Annotated in this window: 26 protein-coding genes and 1 pseudogene; 13 read left to right on the plus strand and 14 right to left on the minus strand. The window is 61.9% G+C overall.

What is annotated here, in order from left to right; genetic code table 11:
• Nucleotides 1-92 precede the first annotated feature (92 nt).
• Entirely contained in the window at nt 93-1,196 is a 1,104-nt protein-coding gene (gene ddlA, locus CKW09_RS07155; protein WP_061797741.1) for a D-alanine--D-alanine ligase, read from the plus strand.
• 33 nt (nt 1,197-1,229) lie between these two features.
• On the opposite strand, the gene CKW09_RS07160 is transcribed toward ddlA, so the two are convergent.
• Both CKW09_RS07160 and CKW09_RS07165 read right to left on the minus strand, forming a co-directional pair.
• Complete coding sequence (locus CKW09_RS07160; RefSeq protein ID WP_061797739.1) at nt 1,230-2,009, minus strand: ABC transporter substrate-binding protein; 780 nt, start codon at nt 2,007-2,009, stop codon at nt 1,230-1,232.
• Nucleotides 2,010-2,042: 33 nt separating this feature from the next.
• The gene (locus CKW09_RS07165; RefSeq protein WP_095096353.1) at nt 2,043-3,197 is read right to left on the minus strand and encodes a methionine aminotransferase; all 1,155 of its coding nucleotides are present in this window, start codon (nt 3,195-3,197) and stop codon (nt 2,043-2,045) included.
• Nucleotides 3,198-3,316: 119 nt separating this feature from the next.
• Between CKW09_RS07165 and CKW09_RS07170 the strand changes: the two genes are divergently transcribed.
• The 6 genes from CKW09_RS07170 to CKW09_RS07195 all read left to right on the plus strand — a co-directional run bounded on the left by CKW09_RS07170 (nt 3,317) and on the right by CKW09_RS07195 (nt 10,358).
• Nucleotides 3,317-4,246, plus strand: coding sequence for a LysR substrate-binding domain-containing protein (locus tag CKW09_RS07170; RefSeq protein ID WP_061797735.1), 930 nt, complete (start codon nt 3,317-3,319; stop codon nt 4,244-4,246).
• Between the two features lie 115 nt (nt 4,247-4,361).
• Nucleotides 4,362-6,659: a beta-glucosidase BglX gene (bglX, locus tag CKW09_RS07175; protein ID WP_061797733.1), complete on the plus strand. Its 2,298-nt coding sequence runs from the start codon at nt 4,362-4,364 to the stop codon at nt 6,657-6,659.
• 170 nt (nt 6,660-6,829) lie between these two features.
• Nucleotides 6,830-7,876 carry an ABC transporter substrate-binding protein gene (locus CKW09_RS07180; protein ID WP_095096356.1) on the plus strand — a complete coding sequence of 349 codons (1,047 nt, stop codon included), beginning with the start codon at nt 6,830-6,832 and terminating at the stop codon, nt 7,874-7,876.
• The gene (locus CKW09_RS07185; protein WP_061797728.1) at nt 7,876-8,874 is read left to right on the plus strand and encodes a FecCD family ABC transporter permease; all 999 of its coding nucleotides are present in this window, start codon (nt 7,876-7,878) and stop codon (nt 8,872-8,874) included. Before CKW09_RS07180 ends, CKW09_RS07185 begins: the two co-directional genes overlap by 1 nt.
• Nucleotides 8,867-9,646 (plus strand): ABC transporter ATP-binding protein, encoded by a 780-nt coding sequence (locus tag CKW09_RS07190; protein WP_095096359.1) that lies wholly within the window; start codon nt 8,867-8,869, stop codon nt 9,644-9,646. The genes CKW09_RS07185 and CKW09_RS07190 overlap by 8 nt, the downstream gene beginning before the upstream one ends.
• Nucleotides 9,639-10,358, plus strand: a complete 720-nt coding sequence (locus CKW09_RS07195) for a substrate-binding domain-containing protein (protein WP_095096362.1) — start codon at nt 9,639-9,641, stop codon at nt 10,356-10,358. The genes CKW09_RS07190 and CKW09_RS07195 overlap by 8 nt, the downstream gene beginning before the upstream one ends.
• Nucleotides 10,359-10,414: 56 nt before the next feature.
• On the opposite strand, the gene CKW09_RS07200 is transcribed toward CKW09_RS07195, so the two are convergent.
• From CKW09_RS07200 to lsrK, 6 genes are all read right to left on the minus strand, one after another.
• A complete protein-coding gene (locus tag CKW09_RS07200) occupies nt 10,415-10,717 on the minus strand; it encodes a hypothetical protein (RefSeq protein WP_061797724.1) in 303 nt (100 codons plus the stop codon).
• Entirely contained in the window at nt 10,714-11,349 is a 636-nt protein-coding gene (locus tag CKW09_RS07205) for an AAA family ATPase (protein ID WP_061797723.1), read from the minus strand. Before CKW09_RS07205 ends, CKW09_RS07200 begins: the two co-directional genes overlap by 4 nt.
• A 267-nt stretch (nt 11,350-11,616) precedes the next feature.
• Nucleotides 11,617-11,958: an HNH nuclease YajD gene (yajD, locus tag CKW09_RS07210; RefSeq protein WP_061797722.1), complete on the minus strand. Its 342-nt coding sequence runs from the start codon at nt 11,956-11,958 to the stop codon at nt 11,617-11,619.
• Nucleotides 11,959-12,062: 104 nt separating this feature from the next.
• Nucleotides 12,063-12,959 carry a LysR family transcriptional regulator gene (locus CKW09_RS07215; RefSeq protein ID WP_061797720.1) on the minus strand — a complete coding sequence of 299 codons (897 nt, stop codon included), beginning with the start codon at nt 12,957-12,959 and terminating at the stop codon, nt 12,063-12,065.
• A gap of 59 nt (nt 12,960-13,018) precedes the next feature.
• The gene (locus CKW09_RS07220; protein ID WP_061797719.1) at nt 13,019-14,203 is read right to left on the minus strand and encodes an MFS transporter; all 1,185 of its coding nucleotides are present in this window, start codon (nt 14,201-14,203) and stop codon (nt 13,019-13,021) included.
• A 226-nt stretch (nt 14,204-14,429) separates the two neighbouring features.
• Nucleotides 14,430-15,995 carry an autoinducer-2 kinase gene (lsrK, locus tag CKW09_RS07225; protein WP_061797718.1) on the minus strand — a complete coding sequence of 522 codons (1,566 nt, stop codon included), beginning with the start codon at nt 15,993-15,995 and terminating at the stop codon, nt 14,430-14,432.
• Between the two features lie 189 nt (nt 15,996-16,184).
• On the opposite strand from lsrK, the gene lsrG reads away from it, so the two are divergent.
• From lsrG to CKW09_RS07240, 3 genes are all read left to right on the plus strand, one after another.
• A complete protein-coding gene (gene lsrG / locus CKW09_RS07230) occupies nt 16,185-16,478 on the plus strand; it encodes a (4S)-4-hydroxy-5-phosphonooxypentane-2,3-dione isomerase (RefSeq protein WP_061797717.1) in 294 nt (97 codons plus the stop codon).
• A 79-nt stretch (nt 16,479-16,557) separates the two neighbouring features.
• On the plus strand, nt 16,558-17,463 hold the full coding sequence (locus CKW09_RS07235; RefSeq protein ID WP_095096365.1) for an EamA family transporter: 906 nt from the start codon (nt 16,558-16,560) through the stop codon (nt 17,461-17,463).
• A gap of 165 nt (nt 17,464-17,628) precedes the next feature.
• The gene (locus CKW09_RS07240) at nt 17,629-17,847 is read left to right on the plus strand and encodes a DUF7661 family protein (RefSeq protein WP_095100048.1); all 219 of its coding nucleotides are present in this window, start codon (nt 17,629-17,631) and stop codon (nt 17,845-17,847) included.
• 21 nt (nt 17,848-17,868) lie between these two features.
• Here CKW09_RS07240 and CKW09_RS07245 read toward each other — a convergent pair whose 3' ends face one another.
• Both CKW09_RS07245 and amyA read right to left on the minus strand, forming a co-directional pair.
• Nucleotides 17,869-18,717, minus strand: a complete 849-nt coding sequence (locus CKW09_RS07245) for a PA4780 family RIO1-like protein kinase (protein WP_095096368.1) — start codon at nt 18,715-18,717, stop codon at nt 17,869-17,871.
• A 124-nt stretch (nt 18,718-18,841) separates the two neighbouring features.
• Nucleotides 18,842-20,332 carry an alpha-amylase gene (gene amyA / locus CKW09_RS07250; protein ID WP_095096371.1) on the minus strand — a complete coding sequence of 497 codons (1,491 nt, stop codon included), beginning with the start codon at nt 20,330-20,332 and terminating at the stop codon, nt 18,842-18,844.
• 472 nt (nt 20,333-20,804) lie between these two features.
• Between amyA and CKW09_RS07255 the strand changes: the two genes are divergently transcribed.
• Complete coding sequence (locus tag CKW09_RS07255; RefSeq protein ID WP_095096374.1) at nt 20,805-21,734, plus strand: bifunctional helix-turn-helix transcriptional regulator/GNAT family N-acetyltransferase; 930 nt, start codon at nt 20,805-20,807, stop codon at nt 21,732-21,734.
• Nucleotides 21,735-21,821: 87 nt separating this feature from the next.
• On the opposite strand, the gene bhsA (CKW09_RS07260) is transcribed toward CKW09_RS07255, so the two are convergent.
• Both bhsA (CKW09_RS07260) and bhsA (CKW09_RS07265) read right to left on the minus strand, forming a co-directional pair.
• Nucleotides 21,822-22,079 carry a multiple stress resistance protein BhsA gene (bhsA, locus tag CKW09_RS07260; RefSeq protein WP_095096377.1) on the minus strand — a complete coding sequence of 86 codons (258 nt, stop codon included), beginning with the start codon at nt 22,077-22,079 and terminating at the stop codon, nt 21,822-21,824.
• Between the two features lie 204 nt (nt 22,080-22,283).
• The gene (bhsA, locus tag CKW09_RS07265) at nt 22,284-22,541 is read right to left on the minus strand and encodes a multiple stress resistance protein BhsA (RefSeq protein ID WP_095096380.1); all 258 of its coding nucleotides are present in this window, start codon (nt 22,539-22,541) and stop codon (nt 22,284-22,286) included.
• Between the two features lie 175 nt (nt 22,542-22,716).
• Between bhsA (CKW09_RS07265) and CKW09_RS07270 the strand changes: the two genes are divergently transcribed.
• Nucleotides 22,717-23,361 carry a TetR/AcrR family transcriptional regulator gene (locus CKW09_RS07270; protein WP_095096382.1) on the plus strand — a complete coding sequence of 215 codons (645 nt, stop codon included), beginning with the start codon at nt 22,717-22,719 and terminating at the stop codon, nt 23,359-23,361.
• A gap of 42 nt (nt 23,362-23,403) precedes the next feature.
• On the opposite strand, the pseudogene CKW09_RS07275 reads toward CKW09_RS07270, so the two are convergent.
• Nucleotides 23,404-23,541 (minus strand): annotated as a pseudogene (locus tag CKW09_RS07275) (MetQ/NlpA family ABC transporter substrate-binding protein); the annotation flags it as partial.
• A gap of 61 nt (nt 23,542-23,602) precedes the next feature.
• On the minus strand, nt 23,603-24,046 hold the full coding sequence (locus tag CKW09_RS07280) for an acetyltransferase (RefSeq protein ID WP_095096385.1): 444 nt from the start codon (nt 24,044-24,046) through the stop codon (nt 23,603-23,605).
• Nucleotides 24,047-24,222: 176 nt separating this feature from the next.
• On the opposite strand from CKW09_RS07280, the gene CKW09_RS07285 reads away from it, so the two are divergent.
• Entirely contained in the window at nt 24,223-25,095 is an 873-nt protein-coding gene (locus tag CKW09_RS07285; protein ID WP_061797705.1) for an oxygenase MpaB family protein, read from the plus strand.
• Nucleotides 25,096-25,163: the final 68 nt, after the last annotated feature.

A 25,163-nucleotide genomic window follows, 5' to 3' on the forward strand; every position in this document is an offset into this window, starting at 1 on the left:
AGATTCCTGGTGACAACGATTGCCGCCGCCGGGCAATGCGTTTATTGTGATAAACGACTTTTTTGCCATGATTTTTCAGAAGGATTTTAGGCGTGACTAAACTACGTGTTGGGGTGATCTTCGGCGGTAAATCGGCTGAGCATGAGGTGTCGCTGCAGTCGGCCAAGAACATTGTGGATGCTATCGACAAAGAGAAGTTTGACGTCACGCTGTTGGGTATCGACAAACAGGGGCAATGGCACGTTAACGATGCCTCCAACTATCTGCTGAATGCGGAGGATCCGGCGCTGATCGCGCTGAACCGCTCGAATAAAAACGTGGCGCTGATCCCGGGCCAGGAAAAACAGCAGCTGATCGAAGCCGGCAGCGCCGGCCCGCTGGGCCAGCTCGATGTGATATTCCCGATCGTGCACGGTACGCTGGGTGAGGACGGCTCGTTGCAGGGCCTGCTGCGGATGGCCAACATGCCGTTCGTCGGCGCCGGGGTGCTGGGGTCGGCGGTGAGCATGGACAAGGACGTGACCAAGCGCCTGCTGCGCGACGCCGGGCTGGCGGTGGCGCCGTTCGTCACCCTGACGCGCGCCAACCGCGGCAAGTTCAGCTTTGAACAGCTGAGCGAGCGTTTGGGCCTGCCGCTGTTTATCAAACCGGCCAATCAGGGCTCCTCGGTGGGCGTCAGCAAGGTGCAGGATCGCGCCGGCTTTGATGCGGCGGTGGCGCTGGCGTTCGGCTTCGACCATAAGGTGCTGGTGGAGTCGGCGATCGTCGGCCGCGAGATCGAGTGTGCGGTGCTGGGCAACGACGAACCGCAGGCCAGCCTGTGCGGCGAGATTGTGTTGAGCGACGCTTTCTATTCTTACGACACCAAATACATCAACGAGCAGGGCGCTCAGGTGGTGGTGCCGGCGGCCATCGAACCGGAAGTGAGCGATAAAATTCGCGAGGTGGCGCTGAAAGCGTTCCGGGCGCTGGAGTGTTTCGGCCTGGCGCGGGTCGACGTATTCCTGACGCCGGACAACAACGTGGTGATTAACGAAATCAACACGCTGCCGGGTTTCACCAACATCAGCATGTATCCCAAGCTGTGGGCCGCCAGCGGCATCGGCTACGGCGAACTGATCACCCGTCTGATCGAGCTGGCGCTGGAGCGTCATCAGCAAGATCGCGCGCTGCACAGCTCGGTGTTCGAACGCTAAAAGCATCAGGGGCGGAAATTCCACCCCGGTGCTTTATTTCACCGCCACGTCTATATCGCCAAAATACTTCTTCGACAGCGCGGCGACCGTGCCTTGCTGCTTCACCTTGGCGATCGCCTCATTCAGCTTTTTCTGCAGCGCCGCATCGTCTTTGCGCAGGCCGAAGGCGATGCCTTCGCCGAGGATCTTGTCGTCGCTGACCGCGTCGCCGACAAAGGCGAAGCCCTTGCCGTCCGGCTGCGACAGGAAGCCGCTTTGGCCCGACGGCGCCATCACCAGCGTGGCGTCGAGGCGCCCGGCGGCCAGATCGAGATAAACCTGGTTCTGGTCCTGATAAGAGACCACGTCCACGCCCTGCGGCGCCCAGTGCGCCTTGGCGTAAATCTCCTGAATCGAGCCCTGCAGCACGCCGACGCGTTTGCCCGCCAGCGATTTGGCGTCCGGCAGCAAGCCGCTGTCGGCCCTGGCGATCAGCCGGTTCGGCACCTGGTAGATTGAATCGGTAAAGGCGATCGCCCGGCGACGCTGGTCGGTGACGTTCATCGCCGAATTGATGGCGTCAAACTTGCGCGCCTGCAGCGCCGGGATCAGGCTGTCGAACGAGGTTTCCACCCAGCTGCATTTCAACTGGGCGGCGGCGCATACCGCGTTGCCCAGATCGATATCGAAGCCCTCCAGCTTGCCGCTGGCGGATTTGGATTCAAACGGCGGGTACAACGCCTCCAGGCCGAAGCGCAGGGTGTTTTCCGCCGCCGGCGCGGAGCCGGCGGCCAGCAGGCATCCCGCGGCGATCAGCGTTTTCAGTGCTTTCATAGTCAGTGCCCCTTTCCCATGGTCAAACAAAAATTACACCTGGCTCAGACGACGCGCGCCTTCCCGCAGGGTCTCGTTATCTTTTGCAAAACTCAGCCGGATGATGCCGGTGTCGGTGCCGTCGCTGTAGAACGCCGACAGCGGGATAGTCGCGACCTTGGCCTGGCGAATTAAACGCACGGCGAAATCGTTGTCGCTTTCGTCGCTGAAACCGCTAAAGCGGGCCAGCATAAAGAAGCTGCCACGGCTGGGCAGCAATTCAAAGCGCGAATTTTGCAGCGCGCCGGCCAGCAGATCGCGTTTTTGCCGGTAAAACTCGGCCAGCCCCAGATAGCTTTGCGGGTTGTCCAGCGCCGCGGCGAAGGCGTACTGCATCGGCGTATCGGCGGAGAACACCATGAACTGGTGCACCTTGCGGATCTCGTCCATCAGCGCCGCCGGCGCCATGCAGTAACCGACGCGCCAGCCGGTGACGTGATAGGTCTTGCCGAACGACGACACGATCACGCTGCGTTCGGCCAGCTGCGGATGACGCGCCATGCTGTGGTGGATATCGCCGTCGAACACCACGTGTTCGTATACTTCATCGGACAAAATCACGATGTCGGTATTGCGGGTCAGCGCGGTCAGGCGGGCGATGTCGTGCTCGTCGAACACGCTGCCGGTCGGGTTGTGCGGGCTGTTGACGATGATCATCCGCGTCCTGGCGTTGATGGCGGCGGCGACCTCGTCCCAGTCGATGTGCAGATCCTGCAGCGACAGCTTGATGGCCACCGGCGTAGCGCCCTGCAGCCGGACAATCGGCGCGTAGCTGTCGAACGCCGGCTCGAAGTAGATCACCTCGTCGCCCGGGTGCACCAGCGCGCTGATTGCCGAGTACAATCCTTCGCTGGCGCTGGCGATGACCGTGATTTCTTCGTCGGCATCGTAGCGGGCGCCATACAATGTTTCGACTTTAGCCGCCAGCGCAGCGCGCAACGCCGCCACGCCGCTCATCGGGGCATATTGGTTATGACCTGCACGCATGGCTTGCGCCACCGCCTCGACCAGCTGCGGTTCACAGGCGAAATTGGGCGCGCCCTGCGACAGGTTCAGGGCCTGGTGTTCGGCGCTGAGCTGGCCGATCACGGTGAAAATGGTGGTGCCGACGTCCGGCAGCTTTGAGCGATGTGAGCAGGCGCTCTGCATGATGGGCTCCAGGCAAGGAAGGGAAGTATCGAACGATTAGGCATCAGGCCGGATAGGCGGACAAGGGAAAGTTTGTCATACTAGCCATGCATTCAAATCATACCTAATCGAGGCCCGCCATGCCGATGACGCTGCCGTCGCTCGACGTGTTGAAAACCTTCGTTGCGGTGGCGCAACGCCTCAACTTTACCCATGCCGCCCAGGCGCTGCACCTGACGCAGGGGGCGGTCAGCCGCCAGATCCTCGGGCTGGAGCAGCGGTTGGGTTATCCGCTGTTCATCCGCCGGGCGCGCGGCCTGACGCTGACGCCGCAGGGCGCCATGCTGTTGGCGCCGGTGCAGCAGGCGCTGGGCCAGTTGGACGAAGCGCTGGAGCGCGTCGGGGCGCAGCCGGGCACGCTGCGCATCAAGTGCCCGACCTGCGCCATGCGCTGGGTGCTGCCGCGCATCATCCGGCTGCAGAACGAACGGCCGGAAATGCACATCGAGCTGACCGCATCGGTGTCGCACGGGCTGGACTTCGGCGCGGAGCATTTCGACGCCGCGGTGGCGTTCGGCCGGCCGCCGGGCAAAAAGCTGACGGCGCATCATCTGTTCGACGAAATTCTCACCCCGGTCTGCACGCCGTCTTATCTGCCGGATTTGTCGCGCCCGCCGCTGCCCGCCGATCTGGCGGACAAAACCCTGCTGCACCCGACGCGCGATCGGCGCGACTGGCTGATGTGGCTGAAGGCGGCGGGGAGCGACGCGCTGCCCTCCGGCAAGGCGCAGCACTTCGATACGCTGGATCTGGCGATGAGCGCCGCCCTGCAGGGGTTCGGCATCGCCATCGGCGATCTGTGCCTGCTGGAAGAAGACATCCAGGCGCAGCGTATCGTCACGCCGTTCCCGCTCAGCGTGGTCAGCGGCGCGGCCTATTATTTGGTCTATCCTGAACGGGCGGTGCTGCCGCCGACATTAGCCGCGCTGGTGAGTTTCCTCGGCGACGAGGCGGCCAACAGCCGCGCCTGGCAGCGAAAAACCCTTTCCGTCGCCTGTAATGCTTTGTAAATATTAACGATACGAATTCCCTTTGCGATGAAACAGAGTGTGGCAAACTGTTTCTTCACTTTGATTAATCATCCTGCGGCCTTCTGCGGCGGGAACACGCCTGAGATAAAACAACATGAAATGGCTTTGTGTGGTGAGTATGTTGTCCGGTCTGGCCATCAGCCCGGCTTTTGCGCAGGAAACGCCGATAGCGCAGGGCATTCACGCCCAGCAGCGCGATGTCTTCGTCAGCAACCTGATGAAGCAGATGACGCTGGAAGAGAAAATCGGCCAGCTGCGGCTGATCAGCGTCGGCCCGGATAATCCGAAAGAGGCGATCCGCGACGGCATCAGCAAGGGGCAGATCGGCGCCATCTTCAACACCGTCACCCGGCCCGACATCCGGGCGATGCAGGATCAGGCGATGCAGCTCAGCCGCCTCAAGATCCCGCTGTTCTTCGCCTACGACGTGGTGCACGGCCAGCGTACGGTATTCCCGATCAGCCTCGGGCTGGCGGCCAGCTTCGATCTGGAGGCCATCGCCCTCAGCGGGCGGGTGGCGGCGCAGGAGGCCAGCGACGACGGCCTCAACATGACCTTCGCGCCGATGGTCGACATTACCCGCGATCCGCGCTGGGGCCGGGTATCCGAAGGCTTCGGCGAGGACACCTGGCTGGTGTCTAAAATCGCCAAGGTGATGGTCGACGCCTACCAGAACGGCGATCCGTCCAAACCCGGCTCGGTGATGGCCAGCGTCAAACACTTCGCGCTGTATGGCGCCACCGAGGGCGGCCGCGATTACAACACCGTCGACATGAGCCCGCTGCGCATGCATCAGGATTACCTGCCGCCGTATAAGGCGGCGGTGGACGCCGGCAGCGGCGGGGTAATGGTATCGCTCAATTCGATCAACGGCATTCCGGCCACCGCCAACCCGTGGCTGTTGAAAGAGCTGTTGCGTGACCAGTGGGGCTTCAAGGGCATCACCATCAGCGATCACGGCGCGATCAAGGAGCTGATCAAACACGGCGTGGCCGAGGACGCCCGCGATGCGGTGCGGCTGGCGATCACCTCCGGCGTCGATATGAGCATGAGCGACGAGTACTACGACAAATACCTGCCGGGGTTGGTGAAAGACGGGCTGGTGTCGGAGAGTGAAATCGACCGCGCCTGCCGCGACGTGTTGAACACCAAATACGACATGGGTCTGTTCAAGGATCCTTATACGCACCTGGGGCCGGTCGGGTCCGATCCGCAGGACACCAACGCCGAAAGCCGTTTGCATCGCGCCGAAGCGCGGGTGGTGGCGCGCAAGACCCTGGTGTTGCTGAAAAACGATAAACACACGCTGCCGCTGAGCAAGCAGGCCACCATTGCGCTGGTCGGGCCGATGGCCGATAGCCAGCGCGACGTGATGGGCAGCTGGTCGGCCGCCGGGGTGGCCAAGCAGTCGGTCACCCTGCGCGAAGGGCTGGAGCGCGCGGTGGGCGACAAGGCGCAGATCCTCTACGCCAAGGGCGCCAACGTCACGCAGGACAAAAGCATTATCGACTATCTGAACGAGTATGAGCCGGCGGTGGCGTTCGACACCCGGCCGCCGCAGCAGATGATCGACGAAGCGGTGCAGGCGGCCAACAAGGCCGACGTGGTGGTGGCGGTGGTGGGCGAGTCGCAGGGGATGGCGCACGAAGCCTCAAGCCGCGCGGATATCACCATCCCGCAGAGCCAGCGCGACCTGATCGCCGCGCTGAAGGCCACCGGCAAGCCGCTGGTGCTGGTGCTGATGAACGGCCGGCCGCTGGCGCTCAGTTGGGAAAGCCAGCAGGCGGACGCGATGCTGGAGACCTGGTACAGCGGCACCGAGGGCGGCAACGCGGTGGCCGACGTGCTGTTCGGCGACTATAACCCGTCGGGCAAGCTGCCGATGACCTTCCCGCGTTCGGTTGGCCAGATCCCGTTGTACTACAATCACCTGAATACCGGCCGTCCGTTCGGCAAAGAAAATCCGGGCAAGTACACCTCGCGTTACTTTGACTCGCCGAACGGCCCGCTGTATCCGTTTGGCTACGGCCTGAGCTACACCACCTTCAGCCTGTCGGGCCTGACGCTTTCCAGCCCGAGCCTGGCGCGCAACGGCAAAATCACCGCCAGCGTTACGCTGAAAAACACCGGCAAATACGACGGCGCCGCCGTAGTGCAGCTGTATCTGCAGGACGTGACCGCCTCGGTCAGCCGGCCGGTGAAAGAGCTGCGCAATTTCAAAAAGGTGATGCTGAAGGCCGGCCAGTCGCAACGGGTGGAGCTGCCAGTCACCGAGGACGACCTCAAGTTCTATAACGCCAGCCTGAAGTGGGGCGCAGAACCGGGCAAGTTCAACGTATTCGTCGGTCTGGATTCCGACAACGTGCAGGCGCAAAGTTTTACGCTGAAGTAAATCTCTCCCCCTCTCCGGCCGGTGAGAGGGGGGATCCATCGCGGGTTACCCGGCCTGTACCGCCGCCGTCGCGCTTCTTATTATCGTGCGCTGCCGGAGGCGGTTGATTGTTTCATTCGGCCTATCGCTATATCATTATGTATATAACGTTAGTCAACCGGTAATCCCCCATGTTCAAACGACTCCCGCGCCTGCTGCTGGTTTTTCTTCTTTTTTCCACCGCCGCCCTGGCGGATCGCCAGGTCACCGACCAGCTTAATCGCCGGGTCACGCTGCCCGATCACATCACCCGCGCCGTGGTGCTGCAACACCAGACGCTGAATCTGCTGGTGCAGCTCGACGCGATGGATCAGGTGGTGGGCGTGCTCGGCAGCTGGAAAAAACAGCTGGGGCCGAACTACCTGCGGCTGGCGCCGAGTCTGGCGAGCCTGCCGATGCCGGGCGATCTGACCACGGTCAACATCGAGAGCCTGATCGGGCTGCATCCGCAGGTGGTGTTTGTCGCCAACTATGCGCCGCCGGAGATGATCGCGCAGATAGAGCGGGCGGGCATTCCGGTGGTGGCGATTTCACTGCGCCGCGAGGCGGCCGATCAGGCCGGTAAAATGAACCCGGTGCTGAGCGATGAAGACCGGGCCTACAGCCTGGGGCTGCAGGACGGCATTCGCCTGATCGGCACGGTGATGGGGCGTCAGCCGCAGGCCGAGGCGCTGATCCAGGACGTGTTCCAGCAGCGCGGGCTGGTGGCCGATCGGCTACGCGGCCTGCCGGCGGACCAGCGGGTGCGGGTGTATATGGCTAACCCGGGTCTCACCACCTACGGCGCCGGTAAATATACCGGGCTGATGATGCAGCACGCCGGCGCGCTGAACGTGGCGGCGAAGGATATTCAGGGTTTTAAGCAGGTGTCGATCGAGGACGTGCTGAAGTGGAACCCGGCGGTGATTTTCGTGCAGGAACGCTACCCGGACGTCGTGAAGCAGATCCTCGGCTCGCCGCAGTGGCAGGCGATCGACGCGGTTAAACATCACCGGGTGTATCTGATGCCGGAATACGCCAAGGCCTGGGGTTACCCGATGCCGGAAGCGATGGCGCTGGGCGAACTGTGGATGGCGAAAACGCTCTACCCGCAGCGTTTCAGCGACGTCAATCTGCAGCAGCGGATTGACGCTTACTATCGCCAATACTATCGCGCCGGCTGTTGCCGGAGCGGGTAATGAGGCTCGGTTGGCTGGTATTGCTGACGCTGGGCTGCGCGCTGCTGTCGCTGGGTGTCGGCCGCTATCAGGTGCCGATGACGCACAGCCTGGCTATCCTGCTGGAGCCGTTCATCGGCCAGCATCACGGCGTCGATGCGGTGCAGCGCCAGGTGATCCTCGGCGTGCGGGTGCCGCGGGTGCTGCTGGCGATGGGGGCCGGCGCGGCGCTGGCGCTGTGCGGCGCAGCGCTGCAGGGGGTGTTCCGCAACCCGCTGGTCGATCCGCACATTATCGGCGTCTCTTCCGGCGCGGCCTTCGGCGGCACCCTGGCCATCTTGCTTAGCCTGCCGATGGCGGCGTTGCTGCTGTCGGCCTTTGCGTTCGGCATGGCGGCGTTGCTGTTGATTTTCGCCATCACCAGCGCCATCGCCCGGCGCAATATTTTGTCGTTGGTGCTGGCCGGGGTGATCCTCAGCGGTTTTTTCTCCGCCTGCGTCAGCCTGCTGCAGTACCTGGCCGACACCGAAGAGAAGCTGCCGAGCATCGTGTTCTGGCTGCTCGGCAGCTTCGCCACCGCCGATAAACCGAAGCTGTTGACGCTGTTTTTGCCGCTGCTGCTGGCCGGCGGCGTGCTGTTGGCGCTGCGCTGGCGCATCAACCTGCTGTCGTTGGGGGATGAGGACGCCGCGGCGCTGGGGGTCAACGTCGAGCGTACCCGCTGGCTGATCCTCACGCTGTGCGCCGCCATCGTCGCCGCGCAGGTGGCGGTGAGCGGCAGCATCGGCTGGGTGGGGTTGGTGATCCCGCATATCGCCCGGCTGCTGGTGGGGCCGGATCACCGCCGCCTGCTGCCGGCCTCAATGTGCCTCGGCGCGCTGTATATGCTGCTGATCGACGATCTGGCGCGCACCCTGAGCAGCAGTGAGATCCCGTTGGGCATTCTGACGGCGTTGATCGGCGCGCCGCTGTTCGCGCTGCTGCTGCGCCGCGCGCAGCTGAGGGGGTGGCATGGCTGAAGCCTTATTGACCGCCAGGGGACTGGGTTTTGCCTGGCCCGGCGGCCAGCCGCTGTTTCGGCAACTGAGCTTGCAACTGCGGCGCGGCGAGGTGTTGGCGGTGCTGGGCCCCAACGGGCGCGGCAAGAGCACGCTGCTGCAGCTGTTGCTGGGCGGTGTGCCGCTGCAGCAGGGGCAGGTTGAGCGCGGCGGCGATATCGGCTTTGTGCCGCAGCATTTTACTCCGCCGTTTGCCTACCGGGTGCTGGACATCGTGCTGATGGGGCGGGCGCGCCACGTCGGGCTGTTTCGTTCGCCGTCGGCGCAGGATCATCGCCTGGCCAAAGAGGCGCTGCAGTCGCTGGATCTGCTGAGCCTGGCCGAGCGCGAATTTGGCAGCCTGTCGGGCGGGCAGCGGCAGCTGGCGCTGATCGCCCGCGCGTTGGCGATGCGTTGCGAAATTCTGATTTTGGATGAACCGACCTCGGCGCTGGACCTGCATTATCAGGATCGGCTGCTGAGCCTGATGGACCGGCTGGCGCGCGAGCGGGGCATGGCGGTGATGTTCTCCACCCATCAACCCAATCACGCCCATGCGGTGGCCGACCGCGCCTTGCTGCTGGGCAGCGCAGGGCGTTATCGGCTGGGGCCCTGCGCGGAAGTGCTGACGCCGGAATGCCTGTCGCCGCTGTTTGAGTTGGCCATTGAACGGGTGCCGCTGGAGGTGGACGGCCGCCGGTACGCCACGCTGGTGCCGCTGTATCGCAGCCTACGGGAGCGCGAACATGACTGATATCCTGCTGTACGCCGCCGGCAGCCTGCGGCTGGCGTTTGCGCCGCTGTTGGCGGCGTTTCAGGCACAGAGCGGCGCGGCGGTGGAGGCGGTGTTCGCCCCGGCCGGCCTGCTGTGCCGGCGCATCGAAAACGGCGAGCGACCGCAGCTGTTCGCCTCGGCCAACCTGGCGCATCCGCAGCGTTTGGCGGCGTTGGGCATGGCGCAGCCGGTGACGGTGTTTGCCCGCAACCGGCTGTGCGCCACGGTGCGCAATATCCCGCCGTTGACCGAGCGCCCGTTGGCCGAGACGTTATGCGATCCGCGCTGGCGGCTCGCCACCTCGACGCCGGGCGCCGATCCGTCCGGCGATTACGCGCAGCAGCTGTTCGAACGCATCGAACGACGAGAGCCGGGGCAGGGGGAAGCGCTGCGTCTTCGGGCTTTGGCGTTGGTGGGGGGAGAGCATTCTGCGCCGATCCCGTCGGGGCGGCTGGCGGCGGAATATCTGATCGACAGCGGGCTGGCGGACATTTTTCTCGGTTACGCCAGCTATGCGCCGGCGCTGGCCGCTTACCCCGCGCTGGCGGTGCGGCAGTTTGAGCCGCCATTGGCGGTGATGGCCGATTACGGCCTGTGCCTGCTGGATGTGTGGGCGCAGCGGCTGGCCGACTTTATTTTGGCTGAGCAGGGGCAGGAAATTCTGCGGCGGAATGGTTTTTTGCCGCCGTGAGGTCCGCGGCGCAGTCATAGCCTGCCGACTTATTAAGTTGGCAGGCTGGCAGCTGGCTACAGTTTTTTCAGCAGCTGCAGCAGCTGTTCTTCGCTTTTGTCCGCCAGCCCGTCGATCGCCAGCTTGATGATATCGGAGCGGGTAATGCGCACGATGCCGTTGCGCGCCGCCTGCACGATCACCTCATCGATGGCTTCGACGTGGCTGTCGGTCAGGCTGACCGAAATCGCCTTATAGGTGCGTTTGCGGCCGGCCGGTTTGGCTTCGGGCGCCGGGGCGGGGGGGATCAGGGTGTGCGAGGTGGCGCTGTTGATGAACTCGTCTTCCGACATGCGATGGGTCGGCGTGCGCTTTTTCACAGGATCACCTCTTTCACCAGGCTTTCGATTTCCGTCTGCGCTTTTTCGTTATGCGCCTCATGCACGGTGATCGCTTCCCCCCAGGCATCGCGATAAATCTTGCGGTCGCACAGGCGGTTGCTCACCAGCGTGAACTCCGGATACTCGCTCAGCACCTGCGCCGCTTCGTTGGCCTCGTTGATGAAGATATTGGTCGGGCACATGTTCAGCACGATATAGCCTTTCACCTTCTCGTTGTATTCCTGGGCGGTGGAGAACATTTCCGACAGGTAGCCGATGGTGTCGAGGTCCATCTGCGAAGGGCGCAGCGGGGAGAGGAACAGGTCGGCGGCCAGCAGGCCGGAGCGCAGTTCGGCGCTGTCGCGGCCGGCGGTGTCGACAATCACGTAGTCATAGTGACGATCCAGCTCCAGCAGGGTTTCCTTGATTTTGCCCGAGGCGGCGACCACCGGAATGTGCGGCAGGCCGTCGACGTTCTGGCGATCGTTATACCAGGTCATGATTGATTTTTGGTCGTCGGCGTCGACGATGATCGCCGTCTTTCCCTGCTTGAGGATCAGATATCCGGCGATATTCACCGCTTTTGTCGACTTCCCTACGCCACCTTTCTGCGAGCCAATCAGAACAATCATGCTGCCATCTCTCAAGTTATTAAGCGGGTAACTTATTAAGTTAATGCGCTTATCAGGTTGATAATTAAACAGGTTAACAACGACAACTCGTGAACAATATGCCCCAACTGCGGCGGCTTGCCAAGCGAGTATGCGCTTAACTGCGCAGCTTATTTTGCTGGCAACTTACTAAGCGGGTAAGTAGGAATTCTCTGGGAAATCGGCGGCCGGCGGGGTTTTGGTAAATTAATAGCTTAATAAGTTAACTGCTTATTAAGCTATTCGGGGTCACTTCTTCATCATCGCTTTCAGATCGGCGAACGGGTTGTGCGTGGCGACGCCGACGTCCTTTTGCGCATCTTCACCGGCCACCACGCTGGAGCCGTATTGGTCGGCTTCGGTGTATTTGGAGTGTTCGTGATCGTGGCAATACAGGCACAGCATCTCCCAATTGCTGCCGTCCTCCGGATTATTGCTGTGGTCGTGGTCGATATGGTGCACCGTCAGTTCGCGCAGGTTGGAATAGACAAACTCGCGCGAACAGCGTCCGCACACCCAGGGGAAAAGTTTCAGCGCTTTTTCGCGGTAGCCGGTTTCCAGCTTTGCGTAGTTTTTTGGGATATAGGCCATGAGAGGTTGTCCGCAGGGTAGTCACAGTATTGCAGCGGATAATACCACAGACCGGCGGATGACAACGTGCGGCGCATCTCTGTGCCGAACGGTTAATCAGTTATTCATCCCTGGAAAGTCTCCACTGCCCAGTCGATAAACGCCCGCAGCTTGCCGCTCAGGTGGCGGTTGGAGGGATATACCACGTACATTTGCTCCGGCGGCGGCTGCCAGTCGTGCAGCAGGCTGACCAGTTCGCCGCTGTCGAGATGCGGCTGCGCCATAAAGCGGAAGGTCTGAATAATGCCAAGCCCGGCCAGCCCGGCGGCCAGCAGCGCATTGCCTTCGTTGACGCTGACCGGATAGCGCTGCTGGATATCGATCTCTTTGCCGCGATCGACAAAGTGCAGCGGATGAATGCGGTCGTTGAGCGCATGGCGATAGTGCGCCAGCGGATAGCCCTGCTCCAGGGAGCAGGGATGGTGCGGCGTGCCGTGACGCGCCAGGTAGGCCGGGGTGGCGCAGGTGACCCAGTCCAGTTCGAACAGCCGCCGGGCGATCAGGCTGGAGTCGGCCAGCGGGCCGCTGCGGATCACGCAGTCGGCGCTGTCGCTAATCAGATCGATAATGCGATCGCTGACGCTCAGATCAATCTGTATCTGCGGATAGCGCGCAAAAAAACCGGGCAGCGCCGGCAGCAGCAGCTGGCGGGCGGTCGAGCCGCCGGCGTCGATGCGCAGCACCCCCTGCGGCGAACTTTGCGATTCGGTCAGGCAGCCTTCCATCTGTTCCAGCTCCGCCAGCCATTTCACCGTGCGCTGGTAATAGCACTCGCCTTCGGCGGTGACCGACACGCTGCGGGTGGTGCGCTGGAACAGCTTGGTCTGCAGGTGATCCTCCAGACTCTGGATCAGCTTGGTGACGGTGGCCTTCGGCATCCGCAGCGAGTCGGCGGCGCGGGTGAAGCCGCCGGTTTCCACCACGCGGTTGAACACCCGGATAGCGAGTAAATGATGGTCCATAGGCTCTCGATGCAAAACCCCGACGATCGCCGGGGGGTGTTTCTGCTGATAGACAATGATTATGACTGTTTAGCGCCAATCATGCCGGAGCGCAAGCTCAGGCCAAATACCAACGCGGCGGAGAGCGTCAGCGCGCCGCCGAACAGCATGGCGCTGCTGACGCCCTGCCAGTCGACCACTTCGCCGCCCAGCAGCGCGCCGGAGGCCAACGCAATCTGGATCACGCACACCAGCAAAGCCTGCCCGGCTTCCGGGGCCTGCGGCACCGCGGCGAACATCCAGTTGGTGGCGCAGACCGGCACCGCGCCGAAGGCCAGCCCCCAGACCACCACCATCAGCGTGGCGCCGGCGATGCCGCTGAGGAACGGCGAAACGATCAGTATGCCCGCCAGCATGGCGGCGATCAGGATAAAGGTGGCGCGCAGGCTGCGTTCGGCCAGTCGCTCGCCGAGGAAGGTGCCCAGCAGGCCGATGGCGCCGTAGGCCAGCAGCTGCAGCGAGATCGCCGACGGGCTGAGCACGAACACCTGCTGCAGCAGCGGGCGCAGGTAGGTATAAGCGGCGAAGTGGCCGATAAACAGCAGCACGATGGCGATGAGGCCAATGCGCGCCATCGGCAGGCGCAGCGGCAGCAGCAGATCGCGCGGCGTTACCGGCCGGCTTGGCGGTACCGATGTCAGCAGCCGCAGCTGCGCCAACAGCACGCCAACCGCCAGCACTGCGCTGCCGAAGAAGGCGGCGCGCCAGCCGAACAGATCGCCAATCAGCGCCCCGGCGGGGACGCCGCACACCGCGCCGACCGAAATGCCGCTCAGGATCAGCGCGGTGGCGCGGCCCTGGCTGGCCTCCGGCACCAGATGGCGGCCGTAGTTGGCGGCGAACGACCAGAAGCCGCCGACGCAGATGCCCAACAGCACGCGGCCCAGCAGCATCATCGGGAAGTTGACCGCCAGCGCCGACACCAGGTTGGAGACCATCAGCAACAGCGACAGCCCCAGCATCAGCAGGCGCCGATCCAACCGGCCCGAAGCCAGGCTAAGCACCGGTGCCGCCACCGCCGCGACGATGCCGGGCATGGTGACCATCAGCCCGGCGGTGCCGGTGCTGACGCCGAGAGCGGGGGCGATGTTGGTCAGCAGGCCGATAGGCAGAAACTCGGTGGTGACCATCACGAAACAGGCGACCGTTAGCGAGAACACCGCCAGCCAGGGTGAAGGTGCAGGTTTATCGTTATTATTCAGCATAGCGCCGCTCTTCTCAGGTGAATGCGTTAACCGCGCGCCAGGCGCGGAGTGACAGAGATCACAATTTACGCAGGCCGTTGCGGCGGATAAATCCGTTAGCGGTGGTTACACTGTTTCTGAGGGGGAATAATCGCGCACGGCAAGCGAATACGCGGCCAACGCCGCGTATTCGGCGGAAAGGAATTAATGTCATAAGCTTATCCGCCGGGCGCAATAGGCCCGGCGATCACAAGCCCGGCGCTTTCCACAGCGAAGTGGTCAGGCCGTGGTCCACCAGCGTCAGCTGATCGGCATAGACCTGGCGCCAGGTTTCTTTCTGGCGCAGGTACAGTTCATGATTGGCCATGTCGGGCTGATATTCCCGTTCCCAGCGCACCAGCCGCTCGCCGGTAGCGGCCAACGACTCGTACAGCCCGGCACCGACCCCGGCGGCAATCGCGCAGCCCAGCGCGGTGGCTTCCTTCACCACCGGCACCCGCACCGGCAGGCCGGTGACGTCGCTGAGGATCTGGCTCCACAGCTTGCCCTTGGCGCCGCCGCCGGCGAAGACCAGCGACTGCGCCCGCACGCCGGAGAAATGGGCGATCTGTTCCAGGTTGCAGGCGGAAACGATAGCGGCGTTCTCTTCCAGCGCGCGGAACAGGGTCTGTTTGTTGCAGCGCTCCGGATCGATCGACATGTTGATGAACGACGGCGCGGCGTGGTACCAGGTTTTGAAATGCATGGCGTCGGAGAATATCGGCATCACGCCGTAGGCGCCCGGCGGCACCCTGACCGCCATATCCTCCAGCAGGCTGTAGGCGTCGACGCCCAGCCGTTCCGCCAGCAGCTTTTCTTCGGCGCAGAAGGCGTCGCGGAACCAGCGCATGGTCAGACCCGTGAAGAAGCTGATGGACTCCGCCTGCGCCATGCCGGGGATCACATGGGGATTGATGCGAATGTTCATGTCCGGATCGGTAGCCGGTTCCGGCAGGTTGACTATCTGCTGCCAGAAGGTGCCGCCCAGCACCGCGGTTTGCCCGGCGCGCACCACGCCCAGCCCCAGGCTGCCGAGCTGCACGTCGCCGCCGCCCATCACCACCGGCGTGCCGCGCAGCAATCCGCTCTCCTGCGCCGCCTGCTCGGTGACGCGCCCCAGCAGGCTGCCGGTTTCCTTCACCGGCGAGAGAATATCGGCGCGCAGCCCGGCCATGTCGAGCAGCGCCGGCCGCCAGTCGCGGCTCACCAAATCCAGCATGCCGGTGGTGCCGGCGTTGGAAGGATCCACCGCCAGTTCGCCGCTCAGCATGTTCGCCAGCCAGTCGCTGATCATGGTCAGCGTCGCCGCCTGGCGATAAATATCCGGCCGATGATGCGCCAGCCACAGCAGGCGCGGCATGGCGCTCAGCGCCAGCGTTTGGCCGGAATATTGATACACCTCGCGTTCGAAATTGTTGTCGTGCAGCTCTTTGAGTTCGCTGACCTCGTGGCTGGCGCGCGCATCGACATTGGCGCAGGCCCAGATAGGCACCCCGTTGCGATCGTACAGCACGATGCCTTCGCGCATCGAACAGCAGGATACGGCGCGGATCGCCTGGGGCGACAAACCGGCGCGCTGCAGCGCCTGGCCGATGCACTGGCAGGCCAGCTGCCAGTTGCGGCTGAGATCAAACTCCATCGAGCCGGGCACGCCCGCCACCGCCAGGTGATGCCACTCGGCCTGGCCGTACGCTACCTGGTTGCCCGCCAGATCGAAGATTACCGCGCGAATACTGCCGGTTCCCGCGTCCAACGCCATCAAATAGTTATCCATAGCTCACACTCTCAGGGGTGGGATCTTAACTATAGATGTCACCTCATCCCGCAGGGGAACGGAGGGCCGGCGCCGGCTGGATTTGTGAGCGGGGCGGCAAAATTGCCGCCGCAAAGGGGAAAATGGCGCGAATAAACCTATGGTTTGAAAGAGCCATTTTATTGTGCGCAGTTCAAACAAGGAGCCGTCATGCACGTCACTCTGGTAGAGATTAACGTTAAACAGGACAAGATCGCCGAGTTTATCGCGGTCTTCCGCGCCAACCATCTGGGGGCGATCGACGAACCGGGCAACCTGCGCTTCGACGTGCTGCAGGATGAAAACATCCCGACGCGTTTTTATATCTACGAAGCCTACCGCGACGAGCAGGCGGTGGCGGCGCATAAGCGAACGCCGCATTACCTGCAGTGCGTGCAGCAACTGGAAGCGCTGATGACCGGCCCGCGCAAGAAAACCACCTTTATCGGCCTGATGCCGGAGTAAACGCGCCGGTGTTTATTCGCCCGGTTTGGTTGTAATCTGAAAAGCAACGTGGGTTTTCAGTGAGATAAGCGGGGCGAAAATGATATTGCGCGATCGGCTGTTGGCGCTGCTGGTGGTGGTTATTTGGGGCGTGAATTTCGTCATCATCAAATATGGCCTGCAGGACATGCCGCCGTTTCTGCTGGCCGGGCTGCGCTTTTTGCTGGTGGCGTTCCCGGCCATGTTGTTTATCCCCCGGCCGGCGCTGCCGTGGAAATGGCTGCTGTTGTATGGCATGACCATGAGCTTTGCGCAGTTCGCCTTCCTGTTTTTCGCGCTCAAGGTGGGAATGCCGGCCGGGCTGGCCTCGCTGGTGCTGCAGGCGCAGGTGTTCTTCACCTTGCTGCTGGGCGTGCTGCTGATGAAGGAAAGGCTGCGGGCCAACCACCTGGCCGGCATCGCGATCGCCACCCTCGGCATGCTGGTGCTGGCGGAGGCCAGCCTGCATAAGGCCGGCGTGGCCGCCGTGCCGCTGGCGGGCCTGCTGCTGACGCTGGCGGCGGCGTTCTCCTGGGCGCTGGGCAATTTGACCAATAAAAAGATCCTGTCCGGTTTCCCGCAGCAGGGCATTTTGCCGCTGGTGGTGTGGAGCGCGCCGATCCCGGTAGTGCCTTTTCTGGCCTGCAGCTGGCTGTTCGATGGCCGGCAGGTGGTGCTGGCCAGCCTGAGCCACCTGCAGCTGAACACGCTGCTGGTGATCGCCTATCTGGCGTTTGCCGCCACGCTGTTCGGCTATTCGGTATGGGGCAGCCTGCTGGGGCGCTATGAAACCTGGCGGGTGGCGCCGTTGGCCCTGCTGGTACCGCTGGTCGGTTTGTTCAGCGGCTGGCTGCTGCTGGACGAAGCGCTGTCGCCGCCGCAGCTGGGCGGCGCCCTGTTGGTGCTGGCCGGCATGGCGGTGAATACCTTCGGTTTGCCGCGCTGGCGGGCGGCCGCAGCCCGATAATCGGGCGCAGGGTGATTCCGTTCAATACTTTGTCGGCGCCGAGCCGCATTCTGGCAGCTGCGGGTCACGCCAGAACTGCGGGGTATTTTCCGTCACGCGGTGTCCTTTTCAATGCGGCTGAGTCAGAGTGTTATAGCCTAAAACCGGCCATGGAGGAAAATGCGCATGATGATTTTTAACGTGTTCGGTCGCCTGATGGGGGTAAAACGCGTCGGTGAGGCGTGGCTGCTGTTCAACGTCACCCTGCCGGAGCGCAAATACGCGCGCTGTTACGACATCGTTTTGCCCTGGGCGTTGAACGAGGAGGAGATCGCCGGCTATCTGGCGGATATCTATCACGAAGCGGCGACGCCACAGCGGCCGGAGGTGTTCAGAATCGAGTAGCCCGGTCGGCCGACCGGGCCCTTAATCTTCTTCGTTGCGGGCCATCAGCTGGCGCTGATGTTCTTCGCTGGCGGCCTGGATCTCTTCCAGCACCGAGCCCACGTCGGCGCGTTTATTGCTCTCGACGAACTTGCCGCTGAGCGCGCTTTCCGGCGTCAGGTTGCCTTCCTGATACAGCGCCCAGATTTCCCTGGCATATTTGCTGGTGAGCAGCTCCGGCGCATATTGGCCGTAATACTGCGACATGTTGTTGATATCGCGCTCGAACATGCTTTTGGCGTGGTTGTTGGCGGCGGCGTCCACCACCTGCGGCAGGTCGATAATCACCGGGCCGTTTTTGTCCATCAACACGTTGAATTCCGACAGGTCGCCGTGCACCAGGCCGGCGCACAGCATGCGCACCGCGTAGTTCATCATCAGCGCGTGGTCGGCCCGCGCCTGCTCCGGCGTCAGGGTGACGTCGCTCAGGCGCGGCGCCACCAATCCCTCTTCGTCGGTGATCAGTTCCATCAGCAGCACGCCGTCCAGGCAAATGTCCGGCTGCGGCACCCGCACCCCGGCCTTGGCCAGCAGGTACAGCGCGTCCACTTCGGTGTTTTGCCAGGCTTCTTCCTGCTGCCGGCGACCGAACCTGGAGCCTTTGCTCATGGCGCGCGCGTCGCGGCTGTTGCGCACCTTGCGGCCTTCCTGGTAATGCACGGCCTGCTTGAAGTTGCGTTTGTCTGCTTCTTTATACACTTTGGCGCAGCGGATCTCTTCGCCGCAGCGCACGATAAATACGTCGGCTTCTTTGCCACTTTTTAAACGGCGGATGACGTCGTCGATTAAACCATCATCTACCAATGGCTGGAGTCGTTTTGGAATTTTCATGCAGCCTTGTACCCTATTTAGGCTCCGCTGTGAATGGTTTGCGCTGTTGTTAGCGTAATTTAGACCAGAAAGCTAAAAATTAGTTTTGCCGCCGTCACGTCTGTTCGCCGTGACGGCGAAAGGGTTACAGATTTTCCGCCAATACCCACAGGCTGACGCTGCCGCCGTTCACCGGGAAGCTGGCGGTGCCCCGTTCGTCGGTGGTGATTTCATCCTGACGGTTGCCGAGAAAATCGCGCCAGGCGGTGTGCGCCAGATCGGCGCCGAGCGTCACCGCTTTGGCGCTTTCCGCGCCGTTGGTCAGCACCACCACGCAGCCCGGCGCTTCCGCGGTGCCGCTGCGGCTGAAGGCCACGCAGTGCCGATCGTCGAAGTAGTCGGTTTGCGCGCCGTTGGCGAAGCGCTGGCGCGCCTGGATCAGCTTTTCCAGCGCCGGGATCGCCGGCATGTCAATCTGATACTCCGCGCCGTCGCGGCCTTTATCCTTATAGCTGGCGCCGTACAGGTCGGGGTAAAACACGCAGGGCACGCCCTGTTCGCGCAGCAGGATCAGCGCATAGGCCAGTGGCTTGAACCAGGGCTCCACCGGCGCTTCCAGCGACTGCAGCGGCTGGGTGTCGTGGTTGGCCACCAGCGTCACCGCGTGCGCCGGGTCGGCGGCGGTCAGGGTGTCGGTGAATATCTGCGCCATGTCGAAGCCGTCGCCCTGTTTCGACGCCTGGTGGAATTTCAGGTGCAGCGCCACGTCGAACAGCATCACCTTGCCGTCCACCAGCTCGATATATTGCCGCAGTGCCGCCAGATCGTGCGACCAGTATTCGGCGACGATAAACAGATCGCGTTGTGCGCTGTCGCGCACGTGACTCGCCCATTCCTTGAAGAACCAGGCGGGGATATGTTTGGCGGCGTCCAAGCGGAAACCGTCGCACGGCAGGCTCTCCATCAGCCAGCGCGCCCAGTACTTCAGCTCTTCCGCCACCGCGCCGTTGCGAAACTCGACGTCTGCGCCCATCAGATAGTCGAAGTTGCCTTTCTCATCGCCGACCTGGTCGTTCCAGCCGTCGTCGCCATAGTCGTTGGCGATTTTGAACACCCCTTTGTCGTCCGGCTGCTCAACGTAGTCGACGCCGCTGAAGCATTTATAGTCCCAGATGAATTTGGAATAGGCGCCCTGCCGGCCGGGGAAGGTGAAGCGGGTGTAGGCCAGCGCATCGAAACCCTGGTCGTCGATATCGTTGCGGTTGTTGGCGTCCACTTTATAAACGTGCACCCGCTCTTTTTCGTCCGCGCCCATCTTGTGGTTGAACACCACGTCGTAAATGATCCGCATGCCGTTATCGCGCAGCGCGGCGGCGGCCCGGGCCAGCGCCGCCTTATCGCCGTACTTGGTGGCGCGGCTGCCTTTTTGGTCAAACTCGCCCAGGTCGAACAGATCGTAGGTGTCGTAGCCGACGGAGTAACCGCCGGAAGCGCCCTTGTAAGCGGGCGGTAGCCACAGATCGGTGACGCCCAGCCCGGCCAAATGCGGCGCGCGTTCCGCGGCTTCTTGCCAAAGCTTGCCGCCATCGGGGTAGTACCAGTGGAAGAATTGCAGCAGCGTGGTTTTTTTCGTCATGAGCCAGCATCCCGGTTAGCCAGAAAGAGGTGAGTTTTCTCCGCGTCCGTTTAAAGCATGGGCTAATTTCGGCAAAAGGGAAAAGGCGTTGGGAGGTGGGAGAGACGCGGCGGAAATATGTAACCGTTGTTGTACCGATAGCGGTAAGGTTGTTGGCGTTAACTTTACTTGTTTTTTGTTTTAATTCATTTGCTTGGTTTTTATATGTTGGCTTTTCTAGCGTAATGATTGGTTTTCTGTCGAGATTTCAATCCATTAATTATTTAACTACTGGTTTTTAATTTCATTTATTTAAATTTAATTGATATTTAATGCTGAATATTGAAATATTTTGACATATTCGCTGGCGCGACTGGATATTCATCCGTCGTTGATTATGCGTTATCGTTATGACGAAAATTAGATAACACTATCAACCAATGGCGGCGTGCGGCCGAGGGCGCGCGCCGCCGGAATTACGGGGAATAGCGCAGTGAATATCAGGGATTTCAGAGCATTATCGCGCAATCTGGTCAGAGAGTTCGGCATGCTGAACAAGCAAAGCAACGGCACGCGTTTTTCACCGTTGCAGATCCACCTGATGATCGAAGCCAGTGAGCGGCCGCTGGGGGTCACCGAGCTGGCGGCCCGCCTGTGCATCGACAAGGCCAGCGCCAGCAGGGCGCTGCGCAGCCTGGTGGCGGCCGGCATGATCGACACGCTGGATCACCCCGACGACAAGCGGCATAGCCTGCACCGATTGAGTAAAACCGGGCGCAGGATGCTGGCGGCCATCGACGCCGACGCCGACGCGTTTATGCAGGCGGCGCTGGCGCAGCTGGACGACGACGAGCTGGCGAGCACCACCGCGGCGCTGCGCAAAATGACCGCGGCGTTGCGCAGCGCCCGCCAGCAGCGCGACGCCAGGCTGAAAGTGCGGCCGATCGCGCCCGCTGACGACGCGGCGATGGCCGAGATTATTCGCGACGTATTTCGCGAGTACGGCATGGATAAAATGGAAGGGGTCAGCCTGCATGACCCGGATCTTGAACGCTTGACCGGCCTGTACCGCGAAAACGGCGGCAGGTATTGGGTGGTGGAGCGGGATGGGCAGGTGGCGGGCGGCGTCGGCATCGCGCCGCTGGCCGGCGGCGATCCGGGCTATTGCGAGCTGCAAAAGCTGTTTTTCAAACCCGGCGTGCGCGGGCTGGGCATGGCGCGCTATATGGTGGTGCAGGCGCTGAAGGCGGCGCGGGCGGCCGGCTATCGTTACTGTTATCTGGAAACCACCGAACAGTTGAAAGAGGCGTTGGGTCTGTATCAGGCGCTCGGCTTTTCGTTGCTGACGGAGAGGCGCGGCAATACCGGGCACCATGGCTGCAACGTCTGCATGCTGAAGGATCTGCAAAATAGCGGGACGTAAGCGATTTCAATGACGGTGGCGCAGCGGGCGGGGCATAAAACAAAAGGCGGCTAACGCCGCCTCTTTGCACTGTCGCCGGTTCAGGCATTAATTGTAGATGATCGCCGTACCGTGCATTTTGTTGTCGCCGGTGGTCGCGATGATCTGGAAGGATTTGGCGCCGGCTTCGTCCGCCTTGGCCGCCAGTTTGTTTTCCAGGCTGCTGAGGTCTGAAGCCCCGCTAACGGTCACGACGCCGGCTTTTTGCAGGTCGGCAGGCTGAGCGTTAACCAGTTCAGCGGCGAAACTACCGAAAGAAACTGAGGCCAGTGCGATAGCGGCGATGGTAATTTTCAGGTTTTTCATGGTCTTATTTCCTATCTCTGTTCTGTATGATGTTTGTTCTGTTTGGTCGTTAAATTAATTAACGATCGATAATTTAATGTTAGACGCCGGTTCGACGCTTTGCAAGTATTTTTTTAATGCTCGTTAATTAATTTGTGCTATTTCGTCGTTCATCTCATGGGCTTTGCCCGGGTACCGTGGCGATGAATGACGCTTAACGCATTGTTATTTATAAATTACTGCGGTGCCATGCAGCTGGTTGTTGCCGCCTGCGCCGATGATGCGGAAGGATTTGGCTCCGGCTTGATCGGCTTTGGCCGCCAGGCCGGCTTCCAGCGAGGTGATATCAGAGGCGCCGCTGACGCTGATCACGCCCACTTTTTGCTGATCCTGCGGTTGGCTGTTGACCAGATCGGCGGCGAAGCTGCCGAAGGATGCGCCGGCAAGGGCGATGGCTGCCAGAGTTATTTTTAAGTTTTTCATGATGTTAATTCCTATCCGATAAGGGTGATATGGCGTTTTGTCTGTCTGTCGTCAATATTTATTAACGATCGATAACTAAATGCTAATCGCTTCTCGACGGCGGCGCAATATTTTTTTATAATGATCGTTAATTTAATTTGTCAGCCCTGCTGCGGGGCGGGATAAGAGAGGGTCTATGAGCATCGATGAAGAGGTCTGCGCCAAGAAAAGCCGCGGCAGACCGAAACAGTTTGATCGTGACCGTGCGTTGGAAAGCGCACTCGAACTGTTCTGGCGGCACGGTTATGAGTCCACCTCGTTGGCGGACCTGGTCGAAGTGACCGGCGCCAAGGCGCCCACTCTGTACGCCGAGTTCGGCAACAAGGAAGGGCTGTTCCGCGCGGCGGTCGAGCGCTACCTGCAAAAATACGCCACCTGCACCAACCAGCTGTTGGAACAGGAGTTGCCGGTGGCGGAGATCGTCGAAGCCTACGTGCGCTCTTCCGCCGAGGTATTTACCGATCCGGACACCCCGTCCGGCTGCTTTATGGTGTGCGCCTCCGCTGCGCTGTCATCTTCCTCGGATGACGTCGCCCAAATGCTGCGCCGCAAACATCATGCGCAGGAAGCCAGCCTGAAGGACTGTTTTGACCGCAAGGTGCAGCAGGGGGAACTGTTGGCGAAAACCGATACCGCACTGCTGGCCAAATACATTATCTGCACCATAGAGGGTATGTCGGTGCAGGCGCGCGAAGGGGCGGGGCGAGAGGATTTGCTGCGGCTGCTGGATGCGCTGATGCTGGTGTGGCCGCGTCTCAGCCAGATTGGCAATAAGGTATAAGTATCGGATGGGCCCGGCTTGCGCCGGGCCGTGGGGCGGGGGTTACTGATTAACCGGGATCACCGCGCCCTGGTATTTCTGGCGGATAAAGTCCTGGATCGGTTTGGAGTGCAGCGCCTTCACCAACGCCACGATCTCCGGCTTGTTCACGTCCGCCCGCTGCACGGTGATGATGTTGGCGTTGTCCGGCAGATCCTTCAGGCTTTTGTATTTTTTCGAGTAGATGCCGATCGGTTCGATATTAGCGTTTTTCCAGCTTCATGTGCAGCAGCGGGAAAGGGTTGCCCTGGCCGTCCAGCGCCGAGCGGCCGGTGACCTCGAAACCGTAATGGCGATAAAAACCGCTGGCCTGCGGATTCTGCTCGTTAACGTCCAGCTGCAGTTCGTCGTGCAGCGTCTCCGCGTGCGCCAATAGCGCCCGGCCCACGCCCTTGCCGCGCTGTTCGGCGTCGATAAACAGCATCTCCACCTTGTTGCCGTCCAGTCCGATAAAGCCGCACGGATGCCCCGGCCGATCTTCGGCTACCCAGACGCTGACCGCCGGCAGGTAGTCGTTAAGCACCAGCGGGTACAGCTGGGCGATATTGTCTTCGGTGAGAAAGTGGTGGGTGGCGCGCACCGACCGCTGCCAGATCTCTGCCAGTTGCGCGTTGTCTTGCGCCGCGCGTGCTCTGATGGTAATCATTGCAATGTCCGTTATTTAATGAATGCATAACCAATAAATTTAAGCCCGTCCCCGGCGTCTGGCAACGGCGAATTCGCCGCGCCGCCTGTCGCGGGTTCCCGTTCGGCGCCGGCCGGGCGATCGGGACCGCGGGCCGCGTGTTACACTGGCCCCGGGCGGTAAACGAGGTCAGGCAGATGGAAGCGGTGCGCGCGGCGATTGAAAAACAGGTAATAGGCTTGACCGGGCTGGCGCTCGGCGGAGTGGACTTCGAAAATCCGCCGGGCGATCCCGGCCTGTTTGGCCCGCAGTCGGTCATCTGGCAAGTGCACAATGATTTCACCTCGATGCTGTGCGGCGGCGTCAGCGCTTTGCTGCTGCAGATGCTGCACCCGCTGGCGCTGGCCGGGGTGTGGGATCACTCCAATTTTCGCGCAGACATGCTTGGCCGCCTGCGCCGCACCAGTCAGTTCGTCTCCGTCACCACCTTCGGGCCCACCGCCGAAGCCGAAAGGCTGATCGCCAAAGTCAAGGCCATACACCTGCGGGTCAATGGCGTCGGCAGCGACGGCACCCCCTATGCCGCCAGCGATCCCGACCTGCTCACCTGGGTGCACGTGGCGGAAAGCAGCCGCTTTTTGGCGAGCCATCTGCGCTACCGCAACCCGCAACTCTCCCGCGATTCGCAGGACCGGTATTACCGGGAGGCGGCGCGCATCGCCGCCGCGCTGGGCGCGCGCGATATCCCAACCTCCTGCGCGCAGGTGGAGGATTATCTGCAGCGGATGCGGCCGCAGCTGGCGTGCGATGCGCGTACGCGGGAAGTGGCGCGCATTCTGCTGGCCGCCCCGGCGCCCAGTGCGCTGGCGCGGCCTTTCGCCGCGCTGGTGATGCAGGCGGGGATCGATCTGCTGCCGCCCTGGGCGCAGCGGCAGTTTGATTTTCATCCCGGCGCGCTGCGGCGGCGGCTGGTGCGCACCGGCGTCGCCGGGGTCGGCAAAGTGCTGCGCGGGTCGATGCGCAACGGCTCTTATCAGCGCGCCCAGCGGCGAATTAGCCGCGCCTCCTGAGCCGACGCGCACTATAGTTATTAGCAATAACCCAATGTTTCTCTCCGCTTACGGTCGCTTTTGAGACT

The sequence above is a fragment of the Serratia ficaria genome (genome assembly GCF_900187015.1).
Lineage (GTDB): Bacteria > Pseudomonadota > Gammaproteobacteria > Enterobacterales > Enterobacteriaceae > Serratia > Serratia ficaria.

What these genes read in the sequence shown, in the direction of transcription:
- CKW09_RS07160 (WP_061797739.1), bottom strand. Translation starts at nt 2,009, where the DNA reads ATGAAAGCACTGAAAACGCTGATCGCCGCGGGATGCCTGCTGGCCGCC.
- CKW09_RS07165 (WP_095096353.1), bottom strand. Translation starts at nt 3,197, where the DNA reads ATGCAGAGCGCCTGCTCACATCGCTCAAAGCTGCCGGACGTCGGCACC.
- CKW09_RS07170 (WP_061797735.1), top strand. Translation starts at nt 3,317, where the DNA reads ATGCCGATGACGCTGCCGTCGCTCGACGTGTTGAAAACCTTCGTTGCG.
- bglX (WP_061797733.1), top strand. Translation starts at nt 4,362, where the DNA reads ATGAAATGGCTTTGTGTGGTGAGTATGTTGTCCGGTCTGGCCATCAGC.
- CKW09_RS07180 (WP_095096356.1), top strand. Translation starts at nt 6,830, where the DNA reads ATGTTCAAACGACTCCCGCGCCTGCTGCTGGTTTTTCTTCTTTTTTCC.
- CKW09_RS07185 (WP_061797728.1), top strand. Translation starts at nt 7,876, where the DNA reads ATGAGGCTCGGTTGGCTGGTATTGCTGACGCTGGGCTGCGCGCTGCTG.
- CKW09_RS07190 (WP_095096359.1), top strand. Translation starts at nt 8,867, where the DNA reads ATGGCTGAAGCCTTATTGACCGCCAGGGGACTGGGTTTTGCCTGGCCC.
- CKW09_RS07195 (WP_095096362.1), top strand. Translation starts at nt 9,639, where the DNA reads ATGACTGATATCCTGCTGTACGCCGCCGGCAGCCTGCGGCTGGCGTTT.
- CKW09_RS07205 (WP_061797723.1), bottom strand. Translation starts at nt 11,349, where the DNA reads ATGATTGTTCTGATTGGCTCGCAGAAAGGTGGCGTAGGGAAGTCGACA.
- yajD (WP_061797722.1), bottom strand. Translation starts at nt 11,958, where the DNA reads ATGGCCTATATCCCAAAAAACTACGCAAAGCTGGAAACCGGCTACCGC.
- CKW09_RS07215 (WP_061797720.1), bottom strand. Translation starts at nt 12,959, where the DNA reads ATGGACCATCATTTACTCGCTATCCGGGTGTTCAACCGCGTGGTGGAA.
- CKW09_RS07220 (WP_061797719.1), bottom strand. Translation starts at nt 14,203, where the DNA reads ATGCTGAATAATAACGATAAACCTGCACCTTCACCCTGGCTGGCGGTG.
- lsrK (WP_061797718.1), bottom strand. Translation starts at nt 15,995, where the DNA reads ATGGATAACTATTTGATGGCGTTGGACGCGGGAACCGGCAGTATTCGC.
- lsrG (WP_061797717.1), top strand. Translation starts at nt 16,185, where the DNA reads ATGCACGTCACTCTGGTAGAGATTAACGTTAAACAGGACAAGATCGCC.
- CKW09_RS07235 (WP_095096365.1), top strand. Translation starts at nt 16,558, where the DNA reads ATGATATTGCGCGATCGGCTGTTGGCGCTGCTGGTGGTGGTTATTTGG.
- CKW09_RS07240 (WP_095100048.1), top strand. Translation starts at nt 17,629, where the DNA reads ATGATGATTTTTAACGTGTTCGGTCGCCTGATGGGGGTAAAACGCGTC.
- CKW09_RS07245 (WP_095096368.1), bottom strand. Translation starts at nt 18,717, where the DNA reads ATGAAAATTCCAAAACGACTCCAGCCATTGGTAGATGATGGTTTAATC.
- amyA (WP_095096371.1), bottom strand. Translation starts at nt 20,332, where the DNA reads ATGACGAAAAAAACCACGCTGCTGCAATTCTTCCACTGGTACTACCCC.
- bhsA (WP_095096377.1), bottom strand. Translation starts at nt 22,079, where the DNA reads ATGAAAAACCTGAAAATTACCATCGCCGCTATCGCACTGGCCTCAGTT.
- bhsA (WP_095096380.1), bottom strand. Translation starts at nt 22,541, where the DNA reads ATGAAAAACTTAAAAATAACTCTGGCAGCCATCGCCCTTGCCGGCGCA.
- CKW09_RS07270 (WP_095096382.1), top strand. Translation starts at nt 22,717, where the DNA reads ATGAGCATCGATGAAGAGGTCTGCGCCAAGAAAAGCCGCGGCAGACCG.
- CKW09_RS07280 (WP_095096385.1), bottom strand. Translation starts at nt 24,046, where the DNA reads ATGATTACCATCAGAGCACGCGCGGCGCAAGACAACGCGCAACTGGCA.
- CKW09_RS07285 (WP_061797705.1), top strand. Translation starts at nt 24,223, where the DNA reads ATGGAAGCGGTGCGCGCGGCGATTGAAAAACAGGTAATAGGCTTGACC.